Below are 20,018 nucleotides of genomic sequence, written 5' to 3'. Positions count from 1 at the left end.
ATCACTCCCTGGTCTTGAGGACCGCAACCAGGTCCAGGGTGTCAATGCGACGGCGTACCAGCAACCCCGAGCCGATTGCGGCCAGCAGCACCACCAGTGCGGCGTAGCCGTAAGTGGAAGGTGAGATTACCAGCGGGATACGAAATAACTCGGTGTCAAAGGACTTTACCAGTGTTGCCGCAAGCAGGTAGCCAAGCATGGCACCCAGTGGCAGTGCGAGGAGTGTAAGGAACGCCAGTTCCGCCAGCAGGATGTAGGAGATTTCACCGCGGGTCAGGCCCAGCACCCGGAGGCTGGCAAGTTCCCGGCCCCTTTCGGACAGCGAAATACGCGCATTGTTGTAAACCACGCCCACGGCGATCAACCCGGCAAAGAGTGTATTGAAAAATACAAATGTCCCCAGACTGTCCTGCAGGGTTTCATAAAATGCATTCTGTGCCTCCTCCTGCAAGCTGACACCGGCAACCAGTGGGGTGTTTTTCAGTTCCCGGTACAGGGCATCGGTTTTCTGTGGGTCCACCAGCAGATAGGTACCATTAATGGCAGTGTCTTCCCTGAGTAGTTCGTTGAGGTGATCCAGGTCCATGTAGGCCGCCGTGCCCATGTAGGTTTTTACGACACCGCTGACCGGGATATCCAGTTCCGGGCGACGCCCGGTCCGCACCTCCACCCGCAGCAATTCCCCTGGACCTACCTGCAGCAGCTGTGCGAGTTTATCGGACAGGACAATACCCTGGGGCGGTAGCGGCACCGGCTGCAGGTTCGTATTGACAACCCGGCTCAGTTCTGCACCGGGCGACAGGCCGACAATGCTCTCCCGGCGCATCCGCGGGCCATTGCGCAATACCACCGGAATGGCACGGAAAGGTTCTGCGGTAATCACTCCCGGCGCATGCAGCACATCGTATATAGCGCGATCATTGCGGGGATCAAAAAAGTTCACGGTCACATCCTGCCGGTCAATCACGTTGAAGCTGATATCCACCATGTACATCATGGCATCCATGGAGAAACTCGCCCCGATCAGCAGGCCCATGGACATGGCAATCCCCAGCAAAGCCATTGCTGCCCGTCGAGGCCAGCGATACAGGTGCCGAAGGACCATGCGCGTGGGCTGGTCAATCCAACCTGACAGGTGTTCAATCCAGCGGGCGGACCGGCTGTAGTCCGGCGGCGGTGGGGGAATCATGGCCACGGCGGGATGGAGCCGCATGACCCTGCGTACCGATGAAAAGGTGCCAGCCACCGCCACCAGCAGGCTTATGCCGATGGCCACCAGGTAAACCTGGAGCGGGGCGCGGAAGAGCAGGAATGGGAATTTGAAAAAATCCTGGTACATGTTGGCCAGACCGCGCCCCAGCCAGGTTCCCAGCGCAACCCCGATAAGGATGCCGACTACGACGATCACGCCGATCATCTTCAGGTAATGTGTCGCCACCGCCCGGTCGGTATACCCGAAAGCTTTCAGCAGGCCTATCTGCTCCCGTTCGGTATCGATCAGCCGGCCGACGACTACATTGAGCAGGAAGGTGGCCACCAGCAGGAAAATCGGCGGCAGGATACGGCCGATGGTTTCCAGTTGCTTGATCTCGTTGGTGAGAAACTGGTCCGAGATCTGCTGGTCGCGGCCGTAGGCGCCCGTGGCGCCGTAACGCTTCAGCAGGCTGTCCAGTCGCTCGATCAGTGCATCCTCGCTACTGCTGGCGGAGGTGAGGAGTACGGCCTCGTTAAAGGCACCGTCCAGATCGAAGGCGTTGGCCAGGGCATCCCGGTTCATCCAGAGCACGCCAAAGCGCTTCTTGTCCGGCACGATTTCACCGGGCGAAATTGCATAAATATATTCGGGGGACAGCACGATCCCGCTGATGGTCAGCCGTTTGCGGGTACCATTGAGAATCGCGTAAATATGGTCCCCGGGTCCCAGTTCATGGGCCTCGGTAAAGGCGTCGAGCGCCAGTACTTCCTCTTCATGCTGCGGGTCCGGGTAGCGTCCGCGCCGCAGGACGATGTCGTTGATATGGGGGGTTGGAATCACTGGCAGCGACTGTATTTCGCCGGTAATCGGCGCGCTGGAGCCCTCCACGTCCAGAATCACGCCCGCACGGATACGGGTCTCCGCGCGGCGGACGCCGGGCAGGGCGCTGATTTCCTCCAGCAGTGCCTCAGGCGCACGCTTGACCGGGGCGATGACATCGGCGAACCGGTAGCGTTCGTAATAGGCTGCACGGGTTTCTGCCAGCGACAGCAACATACCCCGTGACATCAGGTACATGCCGACACCGCAACCGATTACCACTGCGATAGCCAGCGCCTGTCCCTTTATGGCCCAGAGATCCCGTAGCAGTTTGCGGTTCAGCGGTCTCAACAATTTGATCATCGTCAATCCGTTTTGCGGTTCCAAGCAGGGGTCACCAGCTCAGCTGGTCCGGCGCACAGGGAGTCGGGTTGCGCTCGATTTTCTGGATCTGCCCGTCCGCCATATACAGTACCCGGTTGGCCATGGCGGCAATGCCGGCGTTATGGGTAATGATCATAGTGGTGGTATTCAGCTCCCGGTTGACGCGGGCGATGGCTTCCAGCACCACGATGCCCGTGGTGCTGTCGAGGGCGCCGGTGGGTTCGTCGCAGAAGAGGACATTGGGTTGCTTGGCAATGGCACGGGCGATAGCCACCCGCTGCTGCTCTCCCCCGGACAGTTGCGCCGGGAAGTGGTCCATGCGCTGCTCCAGGCCGACCAGTCCCAGGGCCTCTTCCGGTGGCATGGGTTGCCGTGCAATTTCTGTCACCAGCCCCACATTCTCCCGGGCCGTGAGGCTGGGGATCAGGTTGTAAAACTGGAAAACGAACCCGACGTGCTCCCGCCGGAAGAGTGTGAGGTGACGATCATCAAATGCGGTCAGCTCGCGGGTACCAAAGAAGACACGCCCTGAAGTCGGCGAATCCAGACCGCCGAGGATATTCAGGAGGGTGGATTTGCCGCTGCCGGAGGGGCCCAGCAACACCACCATTTCCCCGGGAGGCACCTCAAGGTCGACGCCGCGCAGGGCGTAGACCGTAGCCTCGCCGGTGCCGTAGACTTTGGTGAGCCCTTCGGCACGAAATGCCGCGGTCGTGCTGGTCGTCACCTCACTTTCCATTGAAGCTACTCCCTGTATCCCCAGGCCGGTGTGCCGCCTGCGCCCGGGCCCGCATTCAGGCCCCAGTGGGCCAGAGCAGGATCACCGAGATGCCCGCAACGAAGGGCAGCGCAAACAGTAGAAGCAAATACCTGAACAGCGCCCAGCCGCCCAGGGCTCCGGCAGCGCCGGCCTTGAAAACCAGGTTGGCCAGTGTGGCGATAATCATGGAGCGCCAGGCGGTGGCGGCATCGAGTTTGCCCTGACCGGCGAGATTGGCAGTGGACAGCGTGATGGCATCGACGTCGGTGAAACCCGAAATCAGTGCCACCACATAGATTCCCTGGTTGCCGAAATAGTCCTTGGCCGCTGCGACCGCCAGCAAAACCAGCGCGTAAAGCAGGCCGAATACCAGTGCCGGGGTCAGCTCCGCCGGGTTGGTCTGCTCGGGCATGACATCATCGCGGGTGCCTACCCGGAGGTAACCCAGGCCGCATACTGTAAGGCTCACCAGTAGCATTACCGCGAGCGGCGGGATCAGGTAGAGCGCCATGCGTGGAGCCACCACGGCAATCTCCACAAACATCCGCAGGAACATACTGGTGGAGGCGATCAGGATCACAAGGGCTGCCAGGTGGATCAACCCGGGCTGGTTGCGGGCACGGCGTGCGTAGCTGACCGTGGTGGCGGTTGAGGAAATCAGGCCGCCGATCAGGCCACTGAGCAGGGTTCCCGTACGGGCCCCAACGATCTTGTAGGCGCCATAACCACCGAGACCGATGCCCACAATCAGTACCACGAGCAGCCAGATCTTGAAAGGATTCAGCACCTCGTAAGGGCCGAAGGTCTTATTGGGGAGGATCGGCAGGATGATCAGCGAAATCAGGGCAAACTGCATGATCGCGCGCAGGTCCTTCTCCGGCAGGTGGCGGGCAAAGGCATGCATGCTCGGTTTCAGGTGCAGCAGAATGGCAACGGTGCCGCCAACCACGACGGCGATGGATTTCTCTCCAACCATCACATAGGCGCCAACCAGGTAAATCATCAGTGCGGTGATTTCCGTGGTGATGCCGCTGGTTTCTTCTTCCCCGCGCAGGCGCTCAATATTGCCAAGAATCAAAATGATGGTCACGCTGAGCAACCCTGCCGGCACGAGCCAGAACACCTGGTGGACTTCTCCAATGCGTCCCGTGAGGGCGCCAAACAGTGCGATCAGTGGAAAAGTCCGGATACCGCCGATGCGGTCCGTGGTACGCTCCCGCTGCAGGCCCACCAGTAACCCGAGGCTGAGCGCGATGCCGAACGCGATGGCACTTTCCAGGTCGACGTAGGCCATGGCACCGGACGCGTCTCCGGTAGCGGAATGGATTTGTGGCTGTCCAGGCGAGTCCGGGAGTCCTTGCAAGTCGGCGTCCATTTATTGGCTTTATCGTGCCGGATAATTCATATGACCGGCGGTCGCGAATCTATTGGCGGGATCCCCTTTCGCGCCATCCTGACGCCGCGACTCTGTCACGGGGAAATCCATCTTTCACTATAGTCCCTGGCCCCGGGGCCGGGATGGCCCGCCATTGGTTGAGCGCGCAGCAGAGGCAGGATGGCACGGTAATAAACGCCGGTTTCGTGCCATCCCCGGGTCACCCGGCCCTGCGCAGGGGGCGAGGGTCAGAACCAGAAGCGCACTCCGATCACCGCGAATGTAAACTCACTGCCTTCCCCTCCCGCCTCAACCAGGTCGGCGGTCTCCCCGAACTTCCGTTCCCAGGATACGCCCAGGTAGGGCGCGAATTTCGGTGTAATCATGTAACGCAGGCGCATGCCCAGCTCGATGCCGGTAAAGCCGTCGCCAACCTTGCTGGTGGGAACATCGGAAAAGGAAAATTCCGTCTCCAGGCGTGGCTCCAGCACCAGCCGCTGGCTGAAATGGAAGCCCTGTTCTATCTCCAGCCGCCAGGAGACATCGCCATCCTCACTGATATAGCCGGTCAGGTCGGTTTCAAAGCCGTAGGGAGACATGCCCTGGAGTCCTGTGGCGAGAAATGAGCGGCTTTCGCCGGGATTGAAATCGTGTCGCACGCCGAGTTGGAAGTCCCAGAAAGGACGGATGGCGTGGTTCCAGAAAACCTCCAGCTGTGCCGACTCGGTTTTGCCGCCGGCTTCGCGCTCTCCTTCAGACTCCAGATACAGTTTGTTGTGGTCACCACCATACCAGGCATCGATTTCCCATAGCTGTTTTTCGGTATCACTGTCCCGCTGGTATTCGAGTCGCTTGCCTAATACCCGGAAAAATTTCTGGTTGTCATGGATGGGGATTACACCGAAATTCTCCTGTGGCTTGCCGGGGGCATCTTCGGCGATCTTACGTATCTGCTGTCCCGGCTCCGGGGGCAGGGGAGGACTCCGGTAATACTCAGGTTTCGGTTCGGTACCGTCTTCAGAGGCCTGTACAGGGACATCTGCCGGTACGGCCTCCCTGGCATCAGCCACCGGAGGCAATAGCAATATGGCATGCACGAGCAGGACAGGTATTGTTTGCATGGGATTCCTCAGGCGACGCGCACAACCTGGAACATGCCCGCCTCCATGTGATAGAGCAGGTGGCAGTGGAAGGCCCAGTCCCCTTTTTCGATGGGCGTGATCAGGACAGACAGTACCTCGCCGGGCTTGATCAGGATGGTGTGCTTGTAGGGAATTTCCTCGTGAGCGGCACCGTTCTCCAGTTGCATCCACATGCCGTGCAGGTGCATCGGGTGTTCCATCATCGTATGGTTTACCATGAACAGGCGAAGTCGCTCGTTATGCCGGAAAAGGTAGGGGCCATCCTGTTCAGTGAACTTTTTCCCATCGAGGGAGAAAATAAACCGCTCCATATTGGCGGTGATATTGATGGTCATCTCGCGGTCGACAGCAACCTTGTAGGGCTGTGGCTCCGCGGAGACCAGGTCCTGGTATGTGAGCACCCTCCAGCCATCCTGGCCCAGGCCCACGCCCGGCTCACCGAGCCGGTGCTGGGGATCCATTACCGCCATGGCCACGTTGGGGTTTTTCCGGTCGGGAAGGAACGGCATGGGTCCATTGGGGCCGGGTATGGAGGGATCCTGCATCTGTAGCCGCTTGCGGCGCAGCTTTTCCTTCATGGTGTCCGTCATGCCACCGAAGTACCGGCCTTTCATCATGCCCATGCCGATATCTTCCAGCTTGCGATCCGGTACGGGCCGTAACGCCGGCACCGGTGCTGTCATACCCGGCGCGGGCGCCAGGGTGCCGCGGGCGTAGCCGCTGCGGTCGAGTGATTCGGCGAACAGGGTATAAGCCCGTGCCTCGCGTGGCCTGATCAGTATGTCGTAGGTTTCGGCGACGCCGATGCGGAATTCGTGGCACGGCACCGGCTTGACCGCTTTGCCGTCGACCATCACCACCTCCATGTCGAGACCGGGGATACGCACGTCAAAGTTGCTCATCGCCGAGGCATTGATCACTCTCAGGCGCACGGTCTCGCCGGGCAGGAACCGGCCGCTCCAGTTCATGTCCGGCGAGTGCCCGTTCATCAGGTATGTGTAGATATAGCCTGTGACGTTGGAGAGATCCCGCGGGCTCATGTTCATCCTGCGGAATGGCAGCAGTTCCGCATTTGCGTCGGCGAAGCCCTTTTCCCGCACATCCTGCAGGTAATCGAAGACGGTGCGCTTGTAGTAGATGTAGTTTTCGGGATTCAGGTTGATATTACGGAACAGTGTCTCGGGGTCGGTAAACGCCCAATCCGAGAGAACAATCACATGATCCCGGTCATAGTGGAATGGTTCTCCGTCGCGCGGGTCGATCACCAGCGGCCCATAAGAGCCGGTCTGCTCCTGGAAGCGCGAGTGGCTGTGGTACCAGTAGGTTCCTGCCTGCACGACCCGGAACCGGTAGCGATAGGTCTCCCCGGGTTGGATGCCGTTGAAGTTTACCCCGGGCACGCCATCCATCCGGAAAGGCACCAGTATGCCGTGCCAGTGAATAGAGGCGTGTGGAGTGTCGTCGAGGTGATTGGTGACATCCATGGTCACCGTTTCCCCCTCCCGCCAGCGGATCAGCGGCCCGGGGACAGTGCCGTTGATGGCAGTAGCTGTACCACTGCGACCGTCAATGCCCAGCCGGGTATACCGGAAAGCCAGGTCAAAATAGTTTTGTGGTCTGTAATCGCCGATTCCGGCATGCAGGTTGCGGGGGGAGGCCAGGGCCCAGGACGCGAGCGGCAGGGCTGCATTGATGCCGGTGGTGAAAAGCCCGGCGCCCAGGCCCTGGAGAAAAGTGCGCCGGCTACAGCTACCCGTCGGAGGGGGGCATTTGCGCCTGGAATCCATGGCCTGCTTCCCGATGGCAAGATGCAGGAACTCTAGCCTATCCCGAAGCCTGGATGGGGCACTGCGCGACTTTAGGGATCTCGGGAAACCTTAGCGGAGCGCGCGCTTCCCTGCACCGCTTGCGCCTCCCCTGATTCAGGGCGCCTGGGCTCAGCTGCTGGAACCAAGACCGCAGGATCCCAGGCGCTCTTTCCAGAGCTGTTCGTTTGCCAGGAAGTCCACGTATTCTTCGCGAAACTCCTCACAGGCCGCCGTGCCATCCTCGGAAGTGGCACAGCAGGTCAGCGCTTTCCGCAGTTCCCGCTCGGAGACACTGTCGAAGACCTCGGCGTCATCGGGGCCATACATAATGCTGTCCTCCCACGACTTCACCGGACGCCAGGAGTTGTTGCCGTAGGCTCCGCCGTAAAAACAGCCGGATCCCGCCTCGCAGTCCAGGCCGATGTCCTCGGTGCCCCAGACCGGGGTGCAGTTGCTGCCGAAGTAATCATCCGTTGTTTCCGACCAGGCGCAGCACTGGTAAACACCGTTCTCATCCTTGGTGCAGTCGCCATCTTCCAGTCGGTTGTGGCTCACGCACTGGTCGCGGCTGGTGAAGGTGGGGCAGACTGAAGTCTCGGACTGGGTGTATTCGGAGGCCGGCTTGTAGGAGTTACACCACTTGGAGCAGCCCGGCCCGTCCAGGTTGCGCCACTCCCGCGATCGCTCGCTGGGCCAGCCCTCTTCTGCATCCCCGTTCTTGTTGATGCCGCCACCATAGAGGTCAGCGAGGCCGAAGTTGTGCCCCACCTCATGGATTACGGTATTGGTCTGTTTTGCCAGCACTGTTTCCAGGTCCGCAGAGGAATCGGCTCCCACGTAAATCACCTCGCCGGCTGAACCGCCATTGGGGGAGTCGGCGAAAACCACCTTGATCAATCCGTGGACATCGCTGACGTCGCACTGGGCAGTGATTTCCTGGTGGATCTTCTCGTCGTCGCACTGCAGGAGGTCGCCCCCGGAAAGTCCCTGGTTGGTGCCCTGGCAGTTGAAGTCCTCACCATTGCCGATATCCAGGCGGTAAAACGCCAGGTGACTGAAATATTCGTCGAAGGGCGGGATCTGCTGGAACTGCTCGTAGACCGCGTTGTTGACCAACTCGTCGAAGTAGGGCGCGTCGTTGAGGTTGAGGAAGAATATCTTCAGTTCGGCATTTTCGCTGCCCTCAAACGGTACACAATTACCGACCGAGACATACTCACCGGGCTGCAGGCCAGCGGCATTGCCACCGCCGGAGCTGGAGCCACTGTTGCTGCCTGTGCTGTTACCGCCGTCCCCGGAGTCGCTGGATGAGCTGGAGCCGGGCGGGGTAGAGGAAGAATCATCACCGCCACCACCGCCGTTACATGCGGTTAAGAGCGAGAGGCAGGCGATCAATAGCAGTTTGCGGTAACAGGCGGAGGTCATTGGAAATACATCTGGCGGTTATTTTTTGTACATATTGCGGTGTCACGCTGCGTTTTATTTCCGCTGTGCACCGATAGTCTTCAATGACCTGATGGTCGCCTTGTGGCGATGCCTGACTCCCTGTTCTTTTTTATTGGTGCGCAAAATTTAATCAGCGCTTTTCCAGTCACGCACCCATATGTGCGAAGTGCGACCGGATTGGCGCAAAATCATACAGGATCGATCGCGTATTTGCATACCCCTCATGCGATGAGTTTAAAAAATGAACACTTGGCGGAGGCTGGAAGAATTTATTTGAAGAAGCGTGTCGCGCAACAATTTGCCCGGCACTGTCCGTGCAGGACGGTTGGCTGGCCAGCTGCGGGAAAGGGCGCAGCTACAATCCCGGCAGTGTTTTCTACGATGAGGGCAGCGGAATTTTCAGGGGAGGGGGAAAGGCAGTGCAAGACCCGCATTGCCTTGTCTTCAGCGGATGGATTTCCGGCCGCTCAGCCGGAAATCTCTTCATAGCGAATTTCCAGAACGTAATAGGTTACCCAGCGCTCCTCGATGCGGATGTCCACTTCATCGTCCAGCCGTTTGCCCAGGAGTGCCCGGGCTACCGGGGAGTCCATGGAAATAAGTCCCTCTTTTACATTGAACTCGTCTGGCCCGACGATGCGATAGGTACTGGTATTACCCTCGTCATCCTCAACGGTGACCCAGGCCCCGAAAAAAACCCTGTCGCGATCCTCGGGGACTCGATCGACCACGGTGATTTCCTCCAGGCGCTTGGTGAGAAAGCGCACGCGGCTGTCGATTTCCCGCAGGCGTTTCTTGCCATAGATATAGTCCGCGTTCTCCGAGCGGTCGCCAAGCTTGGCGGCCTCGCTGACGGCGTTGGTTACCCGTGGCCGCTCCTCTTCCCACAGGTACTTGACTTCGGCGCGCATGCGGCGGGCGCCCTCGGGTGTGATATAGCGCGAGCCCCTTGGTCGCGGCGGTCTCCAACGTCCCATTGTTAGTCAGCTCCTGTTATCCATTGCCTGGCTTATTGTCGAGGTTCTCTATCTCGATACCGGGCCCGGGCTCGGCCAGAGGAAAGCCGAATATACGACTGTAGAATTCCAGCTCCGCGGTGAGGGCAAGCTTTATCGTATCGGCAGCCCGGAACCCGTGACCCTCCTCGGCGAAGGTTATATAGGCTACGGGGATACCCTGTTGGCGCAGTGCGTTTACCATGGCTTCTGCCTGGTTGGGGGGGACAACTTTATCCTCCATGCCCTGGAAGACAATTACCGGACAGTCAAGCTGCTCCACGTGATTGATGGGAGACCGCGCACGATAAATCTCCGCCGCGTTTGGCCACGGGCCTACCAGCTTATCCAGGTAACGCGATTCAAATTTGTGAGTGTCTCGGGCGAGGGTGGTGAGGTCGCCCACACCATAGAGGCTGGCACCCGCCTTGAAAGTATGGTGGAAGGTGAGGGCAGCCAGTACCGTGTAGCCACCGGCACTGCTGCCCTTTATCAGTAGCCGCTCCGGGTCGGCCAGGCCCTTGGCCACCAGGTATTCTGCCCCCGCACAGACATCCTCGACATCAAGCACACCCCACCCGGCTTTCAGGCGCTCGCGGTAGGCGCGACCGTAACCGGTACTTCCGGAATAGTTTACGTCCAGCACGGCAAAACCGCGGCTGGTCCAGTACTGGATTTTCAGGTTGAGGCCAGCGGAAGTGGCGCCCGTGGGCCCGCCGTGACTCAATACCAGCAGGGGAGGTAATTCACTTTCAGGTGCCTGGTAGTCCGGATTCTGCGGTGGGTAATAGAAGGCATGTACATTGCGATCGCCCACAGGAAACTCGATTGCCTGCGCCAGGGAAAAGGTTTCCGGCGGCAGGCCCGCGCTGTGGCTGCGGGCGATGGTCGTCAGTGAACCGGCATGGTTGTCAAACGCCACCACCGCGGGAAATTCGCTGGCGGAAGCAGCGATCATTACAGCGCGGTGGCTTTCACAGTGAAGACTTTCTATATCACTGTAAGGCTGCTCGATGCACTCATGGCTGCCACTGTTCAGGTCGATCCGCGCCAGACGCCAGCGGCCATCCTCGGTAAAAGTGCAAAGAACCTGGTCGCTGGTCAGGAAACCATAGGTCGACATCCCGAACACCCACTGCGGCGTGGCAAATTCGGCCTGTTTTTCCCACACTGGCTTGTCTTTACCGCGGCGATAGATATTCCACCAGTCACTCCGGTCGGAAACATAGAAGAGTTCGCCCGCCGGGGACCATTGTGGCTGGAAAATTGACTCCTCCGGACCGCCGGCGACCACGTCGGTTTCTGTGGGGCTACCGTTTTCATCCAGTGTGCTCAGGCAGAGCTCGGTGCCGTCCCAGGGCATATTGGGGTGAAACCAGCGCAGGAAACAGAGAGTGCGTCCGTCCGGGCTGAGGCTTGGGTTGGAATAGAAATCCGCTCCCTGCACGAGGATGGATGGTTCGCGGGATGTGCAATTGTCCTCCAGGCCAATCGCCACGACGCGGGCGACTGGTTCACCGCCGTCGTTGCAAGGCCTGTAGTCTTCCTGGATACAGATCAGGCGATTGCGCTGGCGGTCCAGGAAGAAATCGGCATAGCGGCTGTGGTCGCCCGGGGTCAGGGGCTGCGCGTCGCCCCCCTCGAGTGGCATCCGGTACACCCGCTGGTCCGCGGCGAGCACAAAATAGACCTGGTCGTCGGCCACCAGGTAACTGGCCCCGCCGTATTCGTGAGCCTTGGAGCGTACGCTGAGTGGGGCAGGGGTGATATCCCGCCTGCCGTGTGTGGGGCAGTACTGGACCAGCACTGAGCGGCCCTTCTCCTCCGGGCGCGATTCCAGCCAGTAGTAACGACCATCCACAAGGCTCGCTTCCCCCAAACGGACGCTCCCCTCTACCAGCAGTTCGGCGGTAACGGCGGATTTCCAGCTTCCAAAAGGTGCCTTTGTTGTCCCGCCGGGCTGCTCAGTCATGCGTCGGTCTCCGTTATGGGGCTGTGTATTGTCGCTAAATAACAGTTCAAGGCGCGCATTCTGCCGAGCTGCAGCAGCCCGCACAAGTCGGCTTTGCCAGCCTGCGGCCATGTGATAGCCTGACCAACCAAGCGTTTGCTTGGTTGCTTGTTTTGGACCTCACTGGATCCCGGCCCGCGGCATGGCGTCAGGCCCTTCGCAGATGGCGGTATGTGCCATTCGGGGCCCCGGGTTCCCATAAAGATAATTCAGGAGTCCTGCCCATGTCTGATGAAGTCGTCATTACCTGCGCGCTGACCGGTGTACTCACCGACCCCCGGCAGCACCCGGTGCCGGTAACACCGGAGGAGATGGCCGCGTCGGCCCGGGAGGCTTTCGATGCGGGAGCCTCGGTAATGCACGTGCACTTTCGCTCCCAGGAGCCGGGCACGGGGCACCTGCCCAGCTGGGACCCGAAGGTTGCGGTGGCCATCGCCGAAGCGATACGCCATGCCTGTCCCGGCGTTATACTCAACTTCAGCACTGGCACTGTCGGCCGCGACCAGCAGGGCGCACTGGATTGTATTCGTGCCGGGCAGCCTGAAATCGCCGCCTGCAATGCCGGCAGCCTGAATTACCTGAAAGCCCGCTCGAATGGCACCTGGGCCTGGCCGCCAATACTGTTTGAGAACACGGTAGAAAAGGTGGGGGAATTACTGGAAGTCTGTCGCGAGACCGGAACCCGGCCGGAATTCGAGTGCTTCGATGTCGGCATTGTGCGTTCAGTCGGCATGTACCGGGATGTGGGCATGGTGGAACGGCCCAATTACAACCTGGTGATGGGGGTTGCCTCGGGCATGCCCGCTGACCCGGACCTGTTGCAACTGCTGCCGCGCTACATGCATGACGGCGCCCTGTGGCAGTCCACAGTGATCGGGCGCCAGGAAATCTGGGCGTTGCACCGCAAGACGGCCGAGTTGGGCGGTCACCTGCGGAGCGGTGTCGAAGACACCTTTTATCTCCCGGACGGTTCCCGCACCAGTGGCAACGGCCAGCTGGTCGAGGCGCTGGTAAAGGTGGCCGAGGACGCGGGACGCAAGGTGGTATCACCGCCGCGCGCACGGGAGATATTCCTGTAGGCGCGGATTATCGTTGCTTCGACCGGGAGTATTTCGCCCACCCTTGACCCGGGGCCGGACCTGCCAGTCTGTTCCCGTTGTCCCGCTCACCTGTCGCTCAGCTAGTCTTAAGTTCAGGTGAAGTTTTTTCCGCCACTATCAGCGGGCCGTCATCGTGCCCGGCTCCTGTAGAGGCAGTCAGGGGAGCGACCGATGCAATCATTCCTGGATGCGCTGTCGACAGTGATCGGCTGGGGCAACTCCCTCGCCTGGGGTGGGATCGGCGGGATCTGGTGGCTGGGCATCCTGGTTGCGGCGCTGTTGCCGGCGGGACTCTACTTCACGATCCGCAGTCGCTTTGTCCAGTTTCGCTTATTCGGGCACATGCTGCATGTCATGCGCTGCAGCCTGCGCCGTGAACACTATGACTCGGTTTCCTCATTCGAGGCTTTCGCCACCAGTGCCGCCGCCCGGGTGGGCACCGGCAACATTGCCGGGGTGGCGGTGGCGATCACCGCCGGTGGCCCGGGCTCCGTCCTGTGGATGTGGCTGGTGGGACTGGTGGGTATGGCCACCAGCTTTGTCGAGAACACCCTGGCGCAGACCTACAAAGAGCGTGGGGAAGAGCACGGCACCTTTCGCGGTGGTCCGGCCTACTACATCGAGAAGGGCCTGGGGCGCCAGTGGAAATGGTTGGCTGTGGTCTTCTCCATTTTCCTGGTGATCAGTTTCGGGTTTTTCTTCAATGCGGTGCAGGCGAATGCAATGGCTTCGGCCATCAGTGCCGCGTTCGAGATAAACGCGCTGCTGGTGGGTGTGATCGTGGCCCTGGTAGCGGCACTGATTGTATTCGGGGGCATTCATACCATCGGCCGCTTTGCCGGACTGGTCGTGCCGGTGATGGCGCTGGCCTACCTGGCTGTTGCGATCGTGGTGATTGCCATGAACCTGGCTGAACTGCCGTCAGTGCTTGGCCTGGTTGCCCGCAATGCCTTTGGTCTCCAGGAGGCCGGGGCCGGGGCCTTTGGCGCAGTGGTGGCCAATGGGATCAAGCGTGGCCTGTTCTCCAACGAGGCAGGCATGGGCTCGTCACCGAATGTGGGTGCAGCTGCGGATGTGAAGCACCCGGCGGTGCAGGGATTTGTGCAGATGGCGTCAGTGTTCCTGGACACCATATTGATCTGCACGGCCACGGCGGCCATTATCCTGCTGGCGGATGTGCATGTGCTGGGCAGCATCGAGGGCGTCACCCTGACTCAGGACGCGCTGGCGAGCGAGGTGGGCAGCTGGGGTGGTGGCTTTATCGCCATTGCACTGATCTTCTTCGCCTTTACCTCCATCATTGCCAATTACTACTACGCGGAAACAAATATTTTCTACCTCTGGCACACACGCACCTCCATTCTCTGCTACCGGGCACTCTATATCCTGTTCATTCTCTTTGGTGCCTGGGTCGCGGCGAGTGGCAGCTCCGATAACTTTGCGCTGTTGTGGAACATGGCCGATATGTCCATGGGCTTTATGGCCTCCGCCAACCTGTTGGCGATGCTGTTGCTTTCCGGTGTCGCATTCCGGGTGCTGGCGGACTATGAAGAGCAGCGTGCGCGCGGTACTGACCAGCCGATATTTGATGCGCGCAAGCACAATATACCGGGCGTGGAGCATGATGTGTGGGACGCAGATCGCTGGTAACTGTCTTTCGCTTGTCCGCTGACCGTCAGATGCCCATCTGCCGCGCCGCCAGGTCGCGGAGGATTTCCTCGGAACCACCGCCTATTGCATTGACCCTTACTTCGCGGTAAATCCGCTCGGTGCGGCTGCCCCTCATATAACCGGCACCGCCCATCACCTGCATGGCTTCCCGCGCACAGAACTCCATAACCTCGGTCGCCTGTACTTTCAACAGGGAGACATCGGCAACTCCGAGTTCCCCGCGCTGTTCCGCTGCGGCGCATAGTTCCAGGTAGGCCGCAGTGGCGTTTATCCGTTGCAGCATCTGGGCAAACTTGTGGCGGATCACCTGGTGATCGGCGAGCCGCTTGCCGAATGTCCGGCGCTGCTGTGCCCATTCGATCGCCTCCTGCAGGCAGACGCGGCTGTACTCCACGCAGGAGGCGGCGATGCCAAGTCGCTCGCCATTAAAGTTGTGCACGATCGGCAGGAAGCCCGCGTTTTCTTCACCGATCAGGTTTTCACGGGGAACCCGGACCCCATCAAAGAAAATGCTGGCTGTATCGGAACACCACCAGCCCTGTTTGCGCGATAGTGCCCGGCGCTCCACCCCGGGCGCATCGGCGGGAATCAACAGCAGCGAAATCCCGCCAAAGCCTTCGCCACCGGTACGGACAGCGGCGGTGAACCAGTTTGCCCGCATGCCGCCGGTGATAAATGTTTTCTCCCCGCGAACAACATAGGCATCGCCATCGGGGGCTGCGCGGCACTGGAGGTTGGCCACATCGGAGCCGGCACCTGGTTCCGTGATTGCGAGGGAAATATTTCGTTCGCCGCGCAGTACGGGGGGGATAACTGCCTCTTTCAGGGCATCGTCGCCGTAGTGGACCAGGGGTGGCAGGGCAATGCCGTGCACCATCAAGCTGGCGTAGAGTCCCCCGGCACCGCATCGGGCGAGTTCCTCCGCGGCAACGATGGTGTGGAAAATATCCCCAGGGATGCCGCCGTAGGGCTCCGGATAACCCAGGGCCAGGAGGCCGATACCTGCGGCCTTGGGCCACAGGTCAGCCGGCAGGCTGCCATCTTCATCCCACTGCTCGATGAAGGGGGCGATCTCCCGGTCTACAAAGCGGCGCAGCTGAGCGCGCCACTGCTGGTGCTCGCCAGTCCGGAAGGGGCTGTGGAGTCGGGTGGAATCGATATCGAACACGCGGCGGTCCTCTCTGTTGCCTGCAGTGCGGGTAACCGCTTTAGTGGGCTCAGGGGGTAGCGGTGGAAACCCCGGAACTGGAGGGTGTTACGGCGGGCTCGATCCGGACCAGTAACTGGCCGCCGCGCACCTGATCCCCGGCGGCAGCGCCCAGTTCGCCGACAGTGCCGTCGCAGTCCGCCTTGAGCGGGTGTTCCATCTTCATTGCTTCGACCACTGCCAGGGTCTCGCCGCTCCGGACTGGTTGCCCGGGCTTCACGCAGAGGGCCGTAACCGTGCCATCCATGGGGGAGCGGAGTACACCGTCACCCGGGTCGTTGCCGGTGCTGGCCGGGGCGTGAGTGCAGTCCCGCCATCCCATTTGTCGCCCTTCCAGTAGTGTGAACAGCGTCGGTGCCCGGTGATGGAAAATGACCGCCTGTTCGACGCCATCAACAGATAGCACCGCCCGGTCCTTTCCTGCATGTATCAGCGCAAGCTGGAATGCCTCGCCTGTACTCTCCACCAGATAGGTTCGGTGCGGTAGCGGGCGCAGTTGGCACTCGAAGACTATGTTGTCCCTTTGCAGCCGGTAATAAAACGGTGTGCTGTGGTTGCTGTTACGCCAGTCGGCCCGGTCGCTGCGGAGGTCTGCAGGGGCCAGGCCACAGTTGTGCATCAGGACAGTGGCGATGGCAGCGTGTTGTAGCTCAGGCTGTGATTCCTGTGTGGCCGAGTGCAACAGGTACAGGCCCTCGCTGTCCAGAAACCCGGTTGTGGCGTCGCCAGCGGCAAATACCGGGTCGGCGACCAGTCGACTGAGAAAATACGCGTTGTTTTTGGGGCCGATAAACTCGAGCCCGGACAGGGCCTGCTGCAGGCGCAGCCGGGCCTGCTCACGGTCCCGTCCGCTGCTGATCAGTTTGCCCAGCATGGGGTCGTAAAACGGGCTGACCGTTCCCCTGTGGGTGATGGCGTGGTCGCAGCGGATGCCGTCGCCAGCGGGTGCCTGCCAGTGGAGGATCTGACCAGTTTGGGGCAGGAACTGGTTGTCCGGGTCCTCGGCATACAGCCGAACCTCGATCGCATGGCCACACAACCGTACTTCATCCTGGCTCAGGGGCAATCGTTCGCCCCGCGAAACGGCGAGTTGCCAGGCCACCAGGTCAAGGCCGGTCACCATCTCAGTAACCGGATGTTCCACCTGCAGTCGGGTATTCATTTCCAGGAAGTAGAATTCCCCATTTGCCTGCAGGAGGAATTCCACTGTGCCAGCACCCCGGTAGTCGCAGGCCCGTGCCGCGGCGATTGCGGCGGCACCCATACGCCGGCGCAGATCGGCGTCCACGGCGGGGGAGGGGCACTCCTCGATAATTTTCTGGTGCCGGCGCTGGATGGAGCAGTCTCTTTCCCCAAGGTGAATGACGTTGCCGTGGCTGTCGGCAAAAATCTGGACTTCTACATGGCGTGCATTGACCAGTGCCTTCTCCAGGATAATCTCGTCACTGCCAAAGGCACCGCGGGCCTCGCTGCGGGCCGATAGCAACTGTGCTGCCAGTTCATCGGCGGATTGCACCAGCCGCATACCGCGGCCACCGCCGCCGTCCGCAGCTTTAATCATCACTGGGTAGCCGATTTCGTCGGCCGCACGTACCAGTGTGTCGTCATCGGTCCCCGCGCCCTCCGGGGTATACCCGGGAATACACGGGACCCCGGCCTCCGACACCAGGGCCTTGGCCCGCCGCTTGTTGGCCATGGCCTCGATTGACGCAGCGGTGGGGCCGACGAATACCAGGCTGCTCTCCTCGCAGGCGCGGGCGAACGCGGGATTTTCGGAGAGGAAGCCGTAACCGGGGTGCACGGCGGTGGCGCCGCACCGTCGGGCGGCAGCGAGTATCTTGTCGATGTCCAGGTAGGATTCCCGGGGACTGCGGCCACCAATGGCGACCGCGACATCAGCGAGGCGGGTGTGCAGGGCGTCGTGGTCCGGCTCACTGTAGATGGCCACCGTCCGGTAGCCTTCGCTCCGCGCGCTGCGGATAATCCGTGCCGCGATTTCGCCGCGATTGGCAACCAGCAGTGTAGGGCGGGAGCGACCCGGTAAACGTTCTTTGGCGTCAGTCATTGGCTTTGCCACTCCGCCGGTCGCTTTTCGATAAATGCGCGGGTACCTTCGCGCCCCTCGTTACCCTGGACTGCCTCGGAAAACTGGCGGGCGGCCCGGTCCAGCAACCGGTCGCGATCGCCGGCCACCGGGACCGGACTGCTCTCCAGCAACAGTCGCTTGGTTGTGGCGAGGGCGCCGGGTGCACACCGGCCGATAGCGGCGAGCTGGTTTGCCAGCGCGGTTTCCAGTGCCCCCGTGTCCGCTGCGACTTCATGCACCAACCCGATGCGCAGGGCTTCGTCCGCATTGATACTGGCACCGGCCAGCGCCAGCCTGCGCGTCTGCGACGGCCCGATACGCGCGGTAATAAAGGGTGCCACCTGTGCCGGCACCAGGCCCAGCCGTGTCTCCGGTAGTGAGAAGCGGGCTGTTGCGCTGGCGATGGCGATATCGGCAATGCAGGCCAGTCCCAGCCCGCCGCCCATGATGGCGCCCTCCAGGGCCGCGACAGTGACCAGGCGCGTACGGTCAAATTTCTGCAACAGGGTCCCGAAACGCCGGTTCATCGTGGCGAATGCATCGGTCTCGCCTGCCTCGACTTTTTCCTGGGCGGTGAGCATGTCGCCGACATCGGCACCCGCGGAAAAATTCCCCCCGGCGCCGCGCATCATCAGGACGCGGATAGTCGGATCCCCTTCAGCCCGCTCCAGCTGGGACAGCAGTTCGTCCACCATCAGCAGGCTGAGGGCATTGCGCTGGTCCACGCGGTTCAGAGTGAGATGAAGGGTGTGGCCGTTGCGGCGGGCCAGCAGTGAACCTGCTGCTGATTCGTCAATTTTCACGTTGGGCCTCCCCCTTTTGATCAGTATTGATATCGGGCGAGACCGTTTTCCTGGCCCGTGGCAAAATACCCATCAACTTGCAGATGATGCCGAGCATCACTTCGTCAGCACCGCCGCCGATGGCGGTCAGGCGCGAGTCCCGGTAGGCGCGATTGATGGGCGTCTCTTCCATATAGCCCATGCCACCCCAGAACTGCAGGCACTGGTCGGGAATGGACCGCGCCAGGCGCCCGGATTTCAGCTTGGCCATAGAGGCCAGGGTGGTGACGTCCTCACCGGCCACGTAGGCCTCGGTGGCTCGCCAGGTCAGGGCACGCAGGCATTCCACCTCCGTCTGCATCTCCGCCAGGTTGAAATGCACGGTCTGGTTATCCAGCAGCGCACCGCCGAACACCTGGCGCTCGCGAGTGTAGTCGATGGTCGAAAAGACACAGTTCTCAAGCCCGCGAATGGTCAGCAGGGCTCCTGCCAGGCGCTCCTCCTGGAACTGCAGCATCTGTAGCAGGAAGCCATCCCCTTCGTTGCCGATACGGTAGCTTTGTGGAACCCGCACATCATCGAAAAATACCGGGGCAGTTTCCGAGGAGCGCATACCGAGTTTTTTCAGTCGGTCGCCGACACGAACGCCGGGCGCATCGGCGGGAATCACCAGCAAGGATTTATTCCGGTGGGGTTTGCCCTCGCCGGTATTGACGAGCGTGCAGAAAAAGTCGGCACGGGGCGCATTGGTAATCCACATCTTGCTGCCATTGACGACATAGCCGTCGCCATCACGGGTAGCGGTGGTCTTGACCCCTGCGACATCCGAGCCGGCACCGGGTTCGGATACGGCGATGGCCCCGACCATCTGTCCCCGGATCGCTGGCAGCAGGAACTGCTGCCTGAGCGAATCGCTGCCAAAATTGGCCAGGGCCGGTGTTGCCATGGCTGTCTGCACGGCGATAGCCAGTGGCACCCCCCCACAGTGTGCCCCGCCCAGTTCCTCGAGAAACACCGCCTCGTAACTGAAGTCCAGGCCCAGGCCGCCGTACTCAACGGGCTTGCTGATGCCCAGCAGACCCAGTTCGCCCAGCCTGCCGAACAGTTCCCGGGTGGGAAACTCGCCGGACTCTTCCCACTTGGCGACATGGGGGTTGATCTCGCGCTCGACAAAATTGCGCACGGTACGCTGCAGTTCGTGATGCTCGTCAGTAAGTATCATGGCGTTTTTCCGTGG

14 protein-coding genes are annotated in these 20,018 nt (G+C 60.9%); 2 read left to right on the top strand and 12 right to left on the bottom strand.

Features of this window, described 5'->3' with window-relative positions; all coding sequences use genetic code 11:
* Position 1 precedes the first annotated feature (1 nt).
* The 8 genes from LVD11_RS04825 to LVD11_RS04790 all read right to left on the bottom strand — a co-directional run bounded on the left by LVD11_RS04825 (position 2) and on the right by LVD11_RS04790 (position 11,896).
* Positions 2 to 2,377, bottom strand: a complete 2,376-nt coding sequence (locus LVD11_RS04825) for an ABC transporter permease (protein ID WP_237056901.1) — start codon at positions 2,375 to 2,377, stop codon at positions 2 to 4.
* Between the two features lie 31 nt (positions 2,378 to 2,408).
* Positions 2,409 to 3,125, bottom strand: coding sequence for an ABC transporter ATP-binding protein (locus tag LVD11_RS04820; RefSeq protein ID WP_237056899.1), 717 nt, complete (start codon positions 3,123 to 3,125; stop codon positions 2,409 to 2,411).
* A gap of 67 nt (positions 3,126 to 3,192) precedes the next feature.
* A complete protein-coding gene (locus tag LVD11_RS04815) occupies positions 3,193 to 4,452 on the bottom strand; it encodes an MgtC/SapB family protein (RefSeq protein WP_237056897.1) in 1,260 nt (419 codons plus the stop codon).
* 329 nt (positions 4,453 to 4,781) lie between these two features.
* Positions 4,782 to 5,654: a copper resistance protein B gene (locus LVD11_RS04810; RefSeq protein ID WP_237056895.1), complete on the bottom strand. Its 873-nt coding sequence runs from the start codon at positions 5,652 to 5,654 to the stop codon at positions 4,782 to 4,784.
* An 8-nt stretch (positions 5,655 to 5,662) separates the two neighbouring features.
* On the bottom strand, positions 5,663 to 7,462 hold the full coding sequence (locus LVD11_RS04805; protein WP_237056893.1) for a copper resistance system multicopper oxidase: 1,800 nt from the start codon (positions 7,460 to 7,462) through the stop codon (positions 5,663 to 5,665).
* 150 nt (positions 7,463 to 7,612) lie between these two features.
* Complete coding sequence (locus tag LVD11_RS04800; RefSeq protein WP_237056891.1) at positions 7,613 to 8,908, bottom strand: zinc metalloprotease; 1,296 nt, start codon at positions 8,906 to 8,908, stop codon at positions 7,613 to 7,615.
* 488 nt (positions 8,909 to 9,396) lie between these two features.
* Entirely contained in the window at positions 9,397 to 9,906 is a 510-nt protein-coding gene (gene greB, locus LVD11_RS04795; RefSeq protein WP_237056889.1) for a transcription elongation factor GreB, read from the bottom strand.
* Positions 9,907 to 9,922: 16 nt separating this feature from the next.
* A complete protein-coding gene (locus LVD11_RS04790; RefSeq protein ID WP_237056879.1) occupies positions 9,923 to 11,896 on the bottom strand; it encodes a S9 family peptidase in 1,974 nt (657 codons plus the stop codon).
* A 263-nt stretch (positions 11,897 to 12,159) separates the two neighbouring features.
* Between LVD11_RS04790 and LVD11_RS04785 the strand changes: the two genes are divergently transcribed.
* On the top strand, positions 12,160 to 13,014 hold the full coding sequence (locus tag LVD11_RS04785) for a beta-keto acid cleavage family enzyme (protein ID WP_237056877.1): 855 nt from the start codon (positions 12,160 to 12,162) through the stop codon (positions 13,012 to 13,014).
* A 192-nt stretch (positions 13,015 to 13,206) separates the two neighbouring features.
* Complete coding sequence (locus LVD11_RS04780) at positions 13,207 to 14,685, top strand: alanine/glycine:cation symporter family protein (RefSeq protein WP_237056875.1); 1,479 nt, start codon at positions 13,207 to 13,209, stop codon at positions 14,683 to 14,685.
* Between the two features lie 25 nt (positions 14,686 to 14,710).
* On the opposite strand, the gene LVD11_RS04775 is transcribed toward LVD11_RS04780, so the two are convergent.
* The 4 genes from LVD11_RS04775 to LVD11_RS04760 are packed head-to-tail and all read right to left on the bottom strand — an operon-like array spanning position 14,711 to position 20,003.
* Positions 14,711 to 15,874 (bottom strand): acyl-CoA dehydrogenase family protein, encoded by a 1,164-nt coding sequence (locus LVD11_RS04775; protein WP_237056873.1) that lies wholly within the window; start codon positions 15,872 to 15,874, stop codon positions 14,711 to 14,713.
* 49 nt (positions 15,875 to 15,923) lie between these two features.
* Positions 15,924 to 17,978 (bottom strand): ATP-binding protein, encoded by a 2,055-nt coding sequence (locus LVD11_RS04770; protein WP_237056871.1) that lies wholly within the window; start codon positions 17,976 to 17,978, stop codon positions 15,924 to 15,926.
* Positions 17,975 to 18,802, bottom strand: a complete 828-nt coding sequence (locus tag LVD11_RS04765; protein ID WP_237056865.1) for an enoyl-CoA hydratase/isomerase family protein — start codon at positions 18,800 to 18,802, stop codon at positions 17,975 to 17,977. The genes LVD11_RS04770 and LVD11_RS04765 overlap by 4 nt, the downstream gene beginning before the upstream one ends.
* Positions 18,792 to 20,003 (bottom strand): acyl-CoA dehydrogenase family protein, encoded by a 1,212-nt coding sequence (locus LVD11_RS04760; protein WP_237056863.1) that lies wholly within the window; start codon positions 20,001 to 20,003, stop codon positions 18,792 to 18,794. Before LVD11_RS04760 ends, LVD11_RS04765 begins: the two co-directional genes overlap by 11 nt.
* Positions 20,004 to 20,018: the final 15 nt, after the last annotated feature.

It is taken from the genome of Microbulbifer sediminum (assembly GCF_021729035.1).
Lineage (GTDB): Bacteria > Pseudomonadota > Gammaproteobacteria > Pseudomonadales > Cellvibrionaceae > Microbulbifer > Microbulbifer sediminum.
This window is presented reverse-complemented; position numbering and strand designations above follow the sequence as displayed.

What these genes read in the sequence shown, in the direction of transcription:
- LVD11_RS04790 (WP_237056879.1), bottom strand. Translation starts at nt 11,896, where the DNA reads ATGACTGAGCAGCCCGGCGGGACAACAAAGGCACCTTTTGGAAGCTGG.
- LVD11_RS04800 (WP_237056891.1), bottom strand. Translation starts at nt 8,908, where the DNA reads ATGACCTCCGCCTGTTACCGCAAACTGCTATTGATCGCCTGCCTCTCG.
- greB (WP_237056889.1), bottom strand. Translation starts at nt 9,906, where the DNA reads ATGGGACGTTGGAGACCGCCGCGACCAAGGGGCTCGCGCTATATCACA.
- LVD11_RS04780 (WP_237056875.1), top strand. Translation starts at nt 13,207, where the DNA reads ATGCAATCATTCCTGGATGCGCTGTCGACAGTGATCGGCTGGGGCAAC.
- LVD11_RS04760 (WP_237056863.1), bottom strand. Translation starts at nt 20,003, where the DNA reads ATGATACTTACTGACGAGCATCACGAACTGCAGCGTACCGTGCGCAAT.
- LVD11_RS04785 (WP_237056877.1), top strand. Translation starts at nt 12,160, where the DNA reads ATGTCTGATGAAGTCGTCATTACCTGCGCGCTGACCGGTGTACTCACC.
- LVD11_RS04810 (WP_237056895.1), bottom strand. Translation starts at nt 5,654, where the DNA reads ATGCAAACAATACCTGTCCTGCTCGTGCATGCCATATTGCTATTGCCT.
- LVD11_RS04805 (WP_237056893.1), bottom strand. Translation starts at nt 7,462, where the DNA reads ATGGATTCCAGGCGCAAATGCCCCCCTCCGACGGGTAGCTGTAGCCGG.
- LVD11_RS04770 (WP_237056871.1), bottom strand. Translation starts at nt 17,978, where the DNA reads ATGACTGACGCCAAAGAACGTTTACCGGGTCGCTCCCGCCCTACACTG.
- LVD11_RS04825 (WP_237056901.1), bottom strand. Translation starts at nt 2,377, where the DNA reads ATGATCAAATTGTTGAGACCGCTGAACCGCAAACTGCTACGGGATCTC.
- LVD11_RS04815 (WP_237056897.1), bottom strand. Translation starts at nt 4,452, where the DNA reads ATGGCCTACGTCGACCTGGAAAGTGCCATCGCGTTCGGCATCGCGCTC.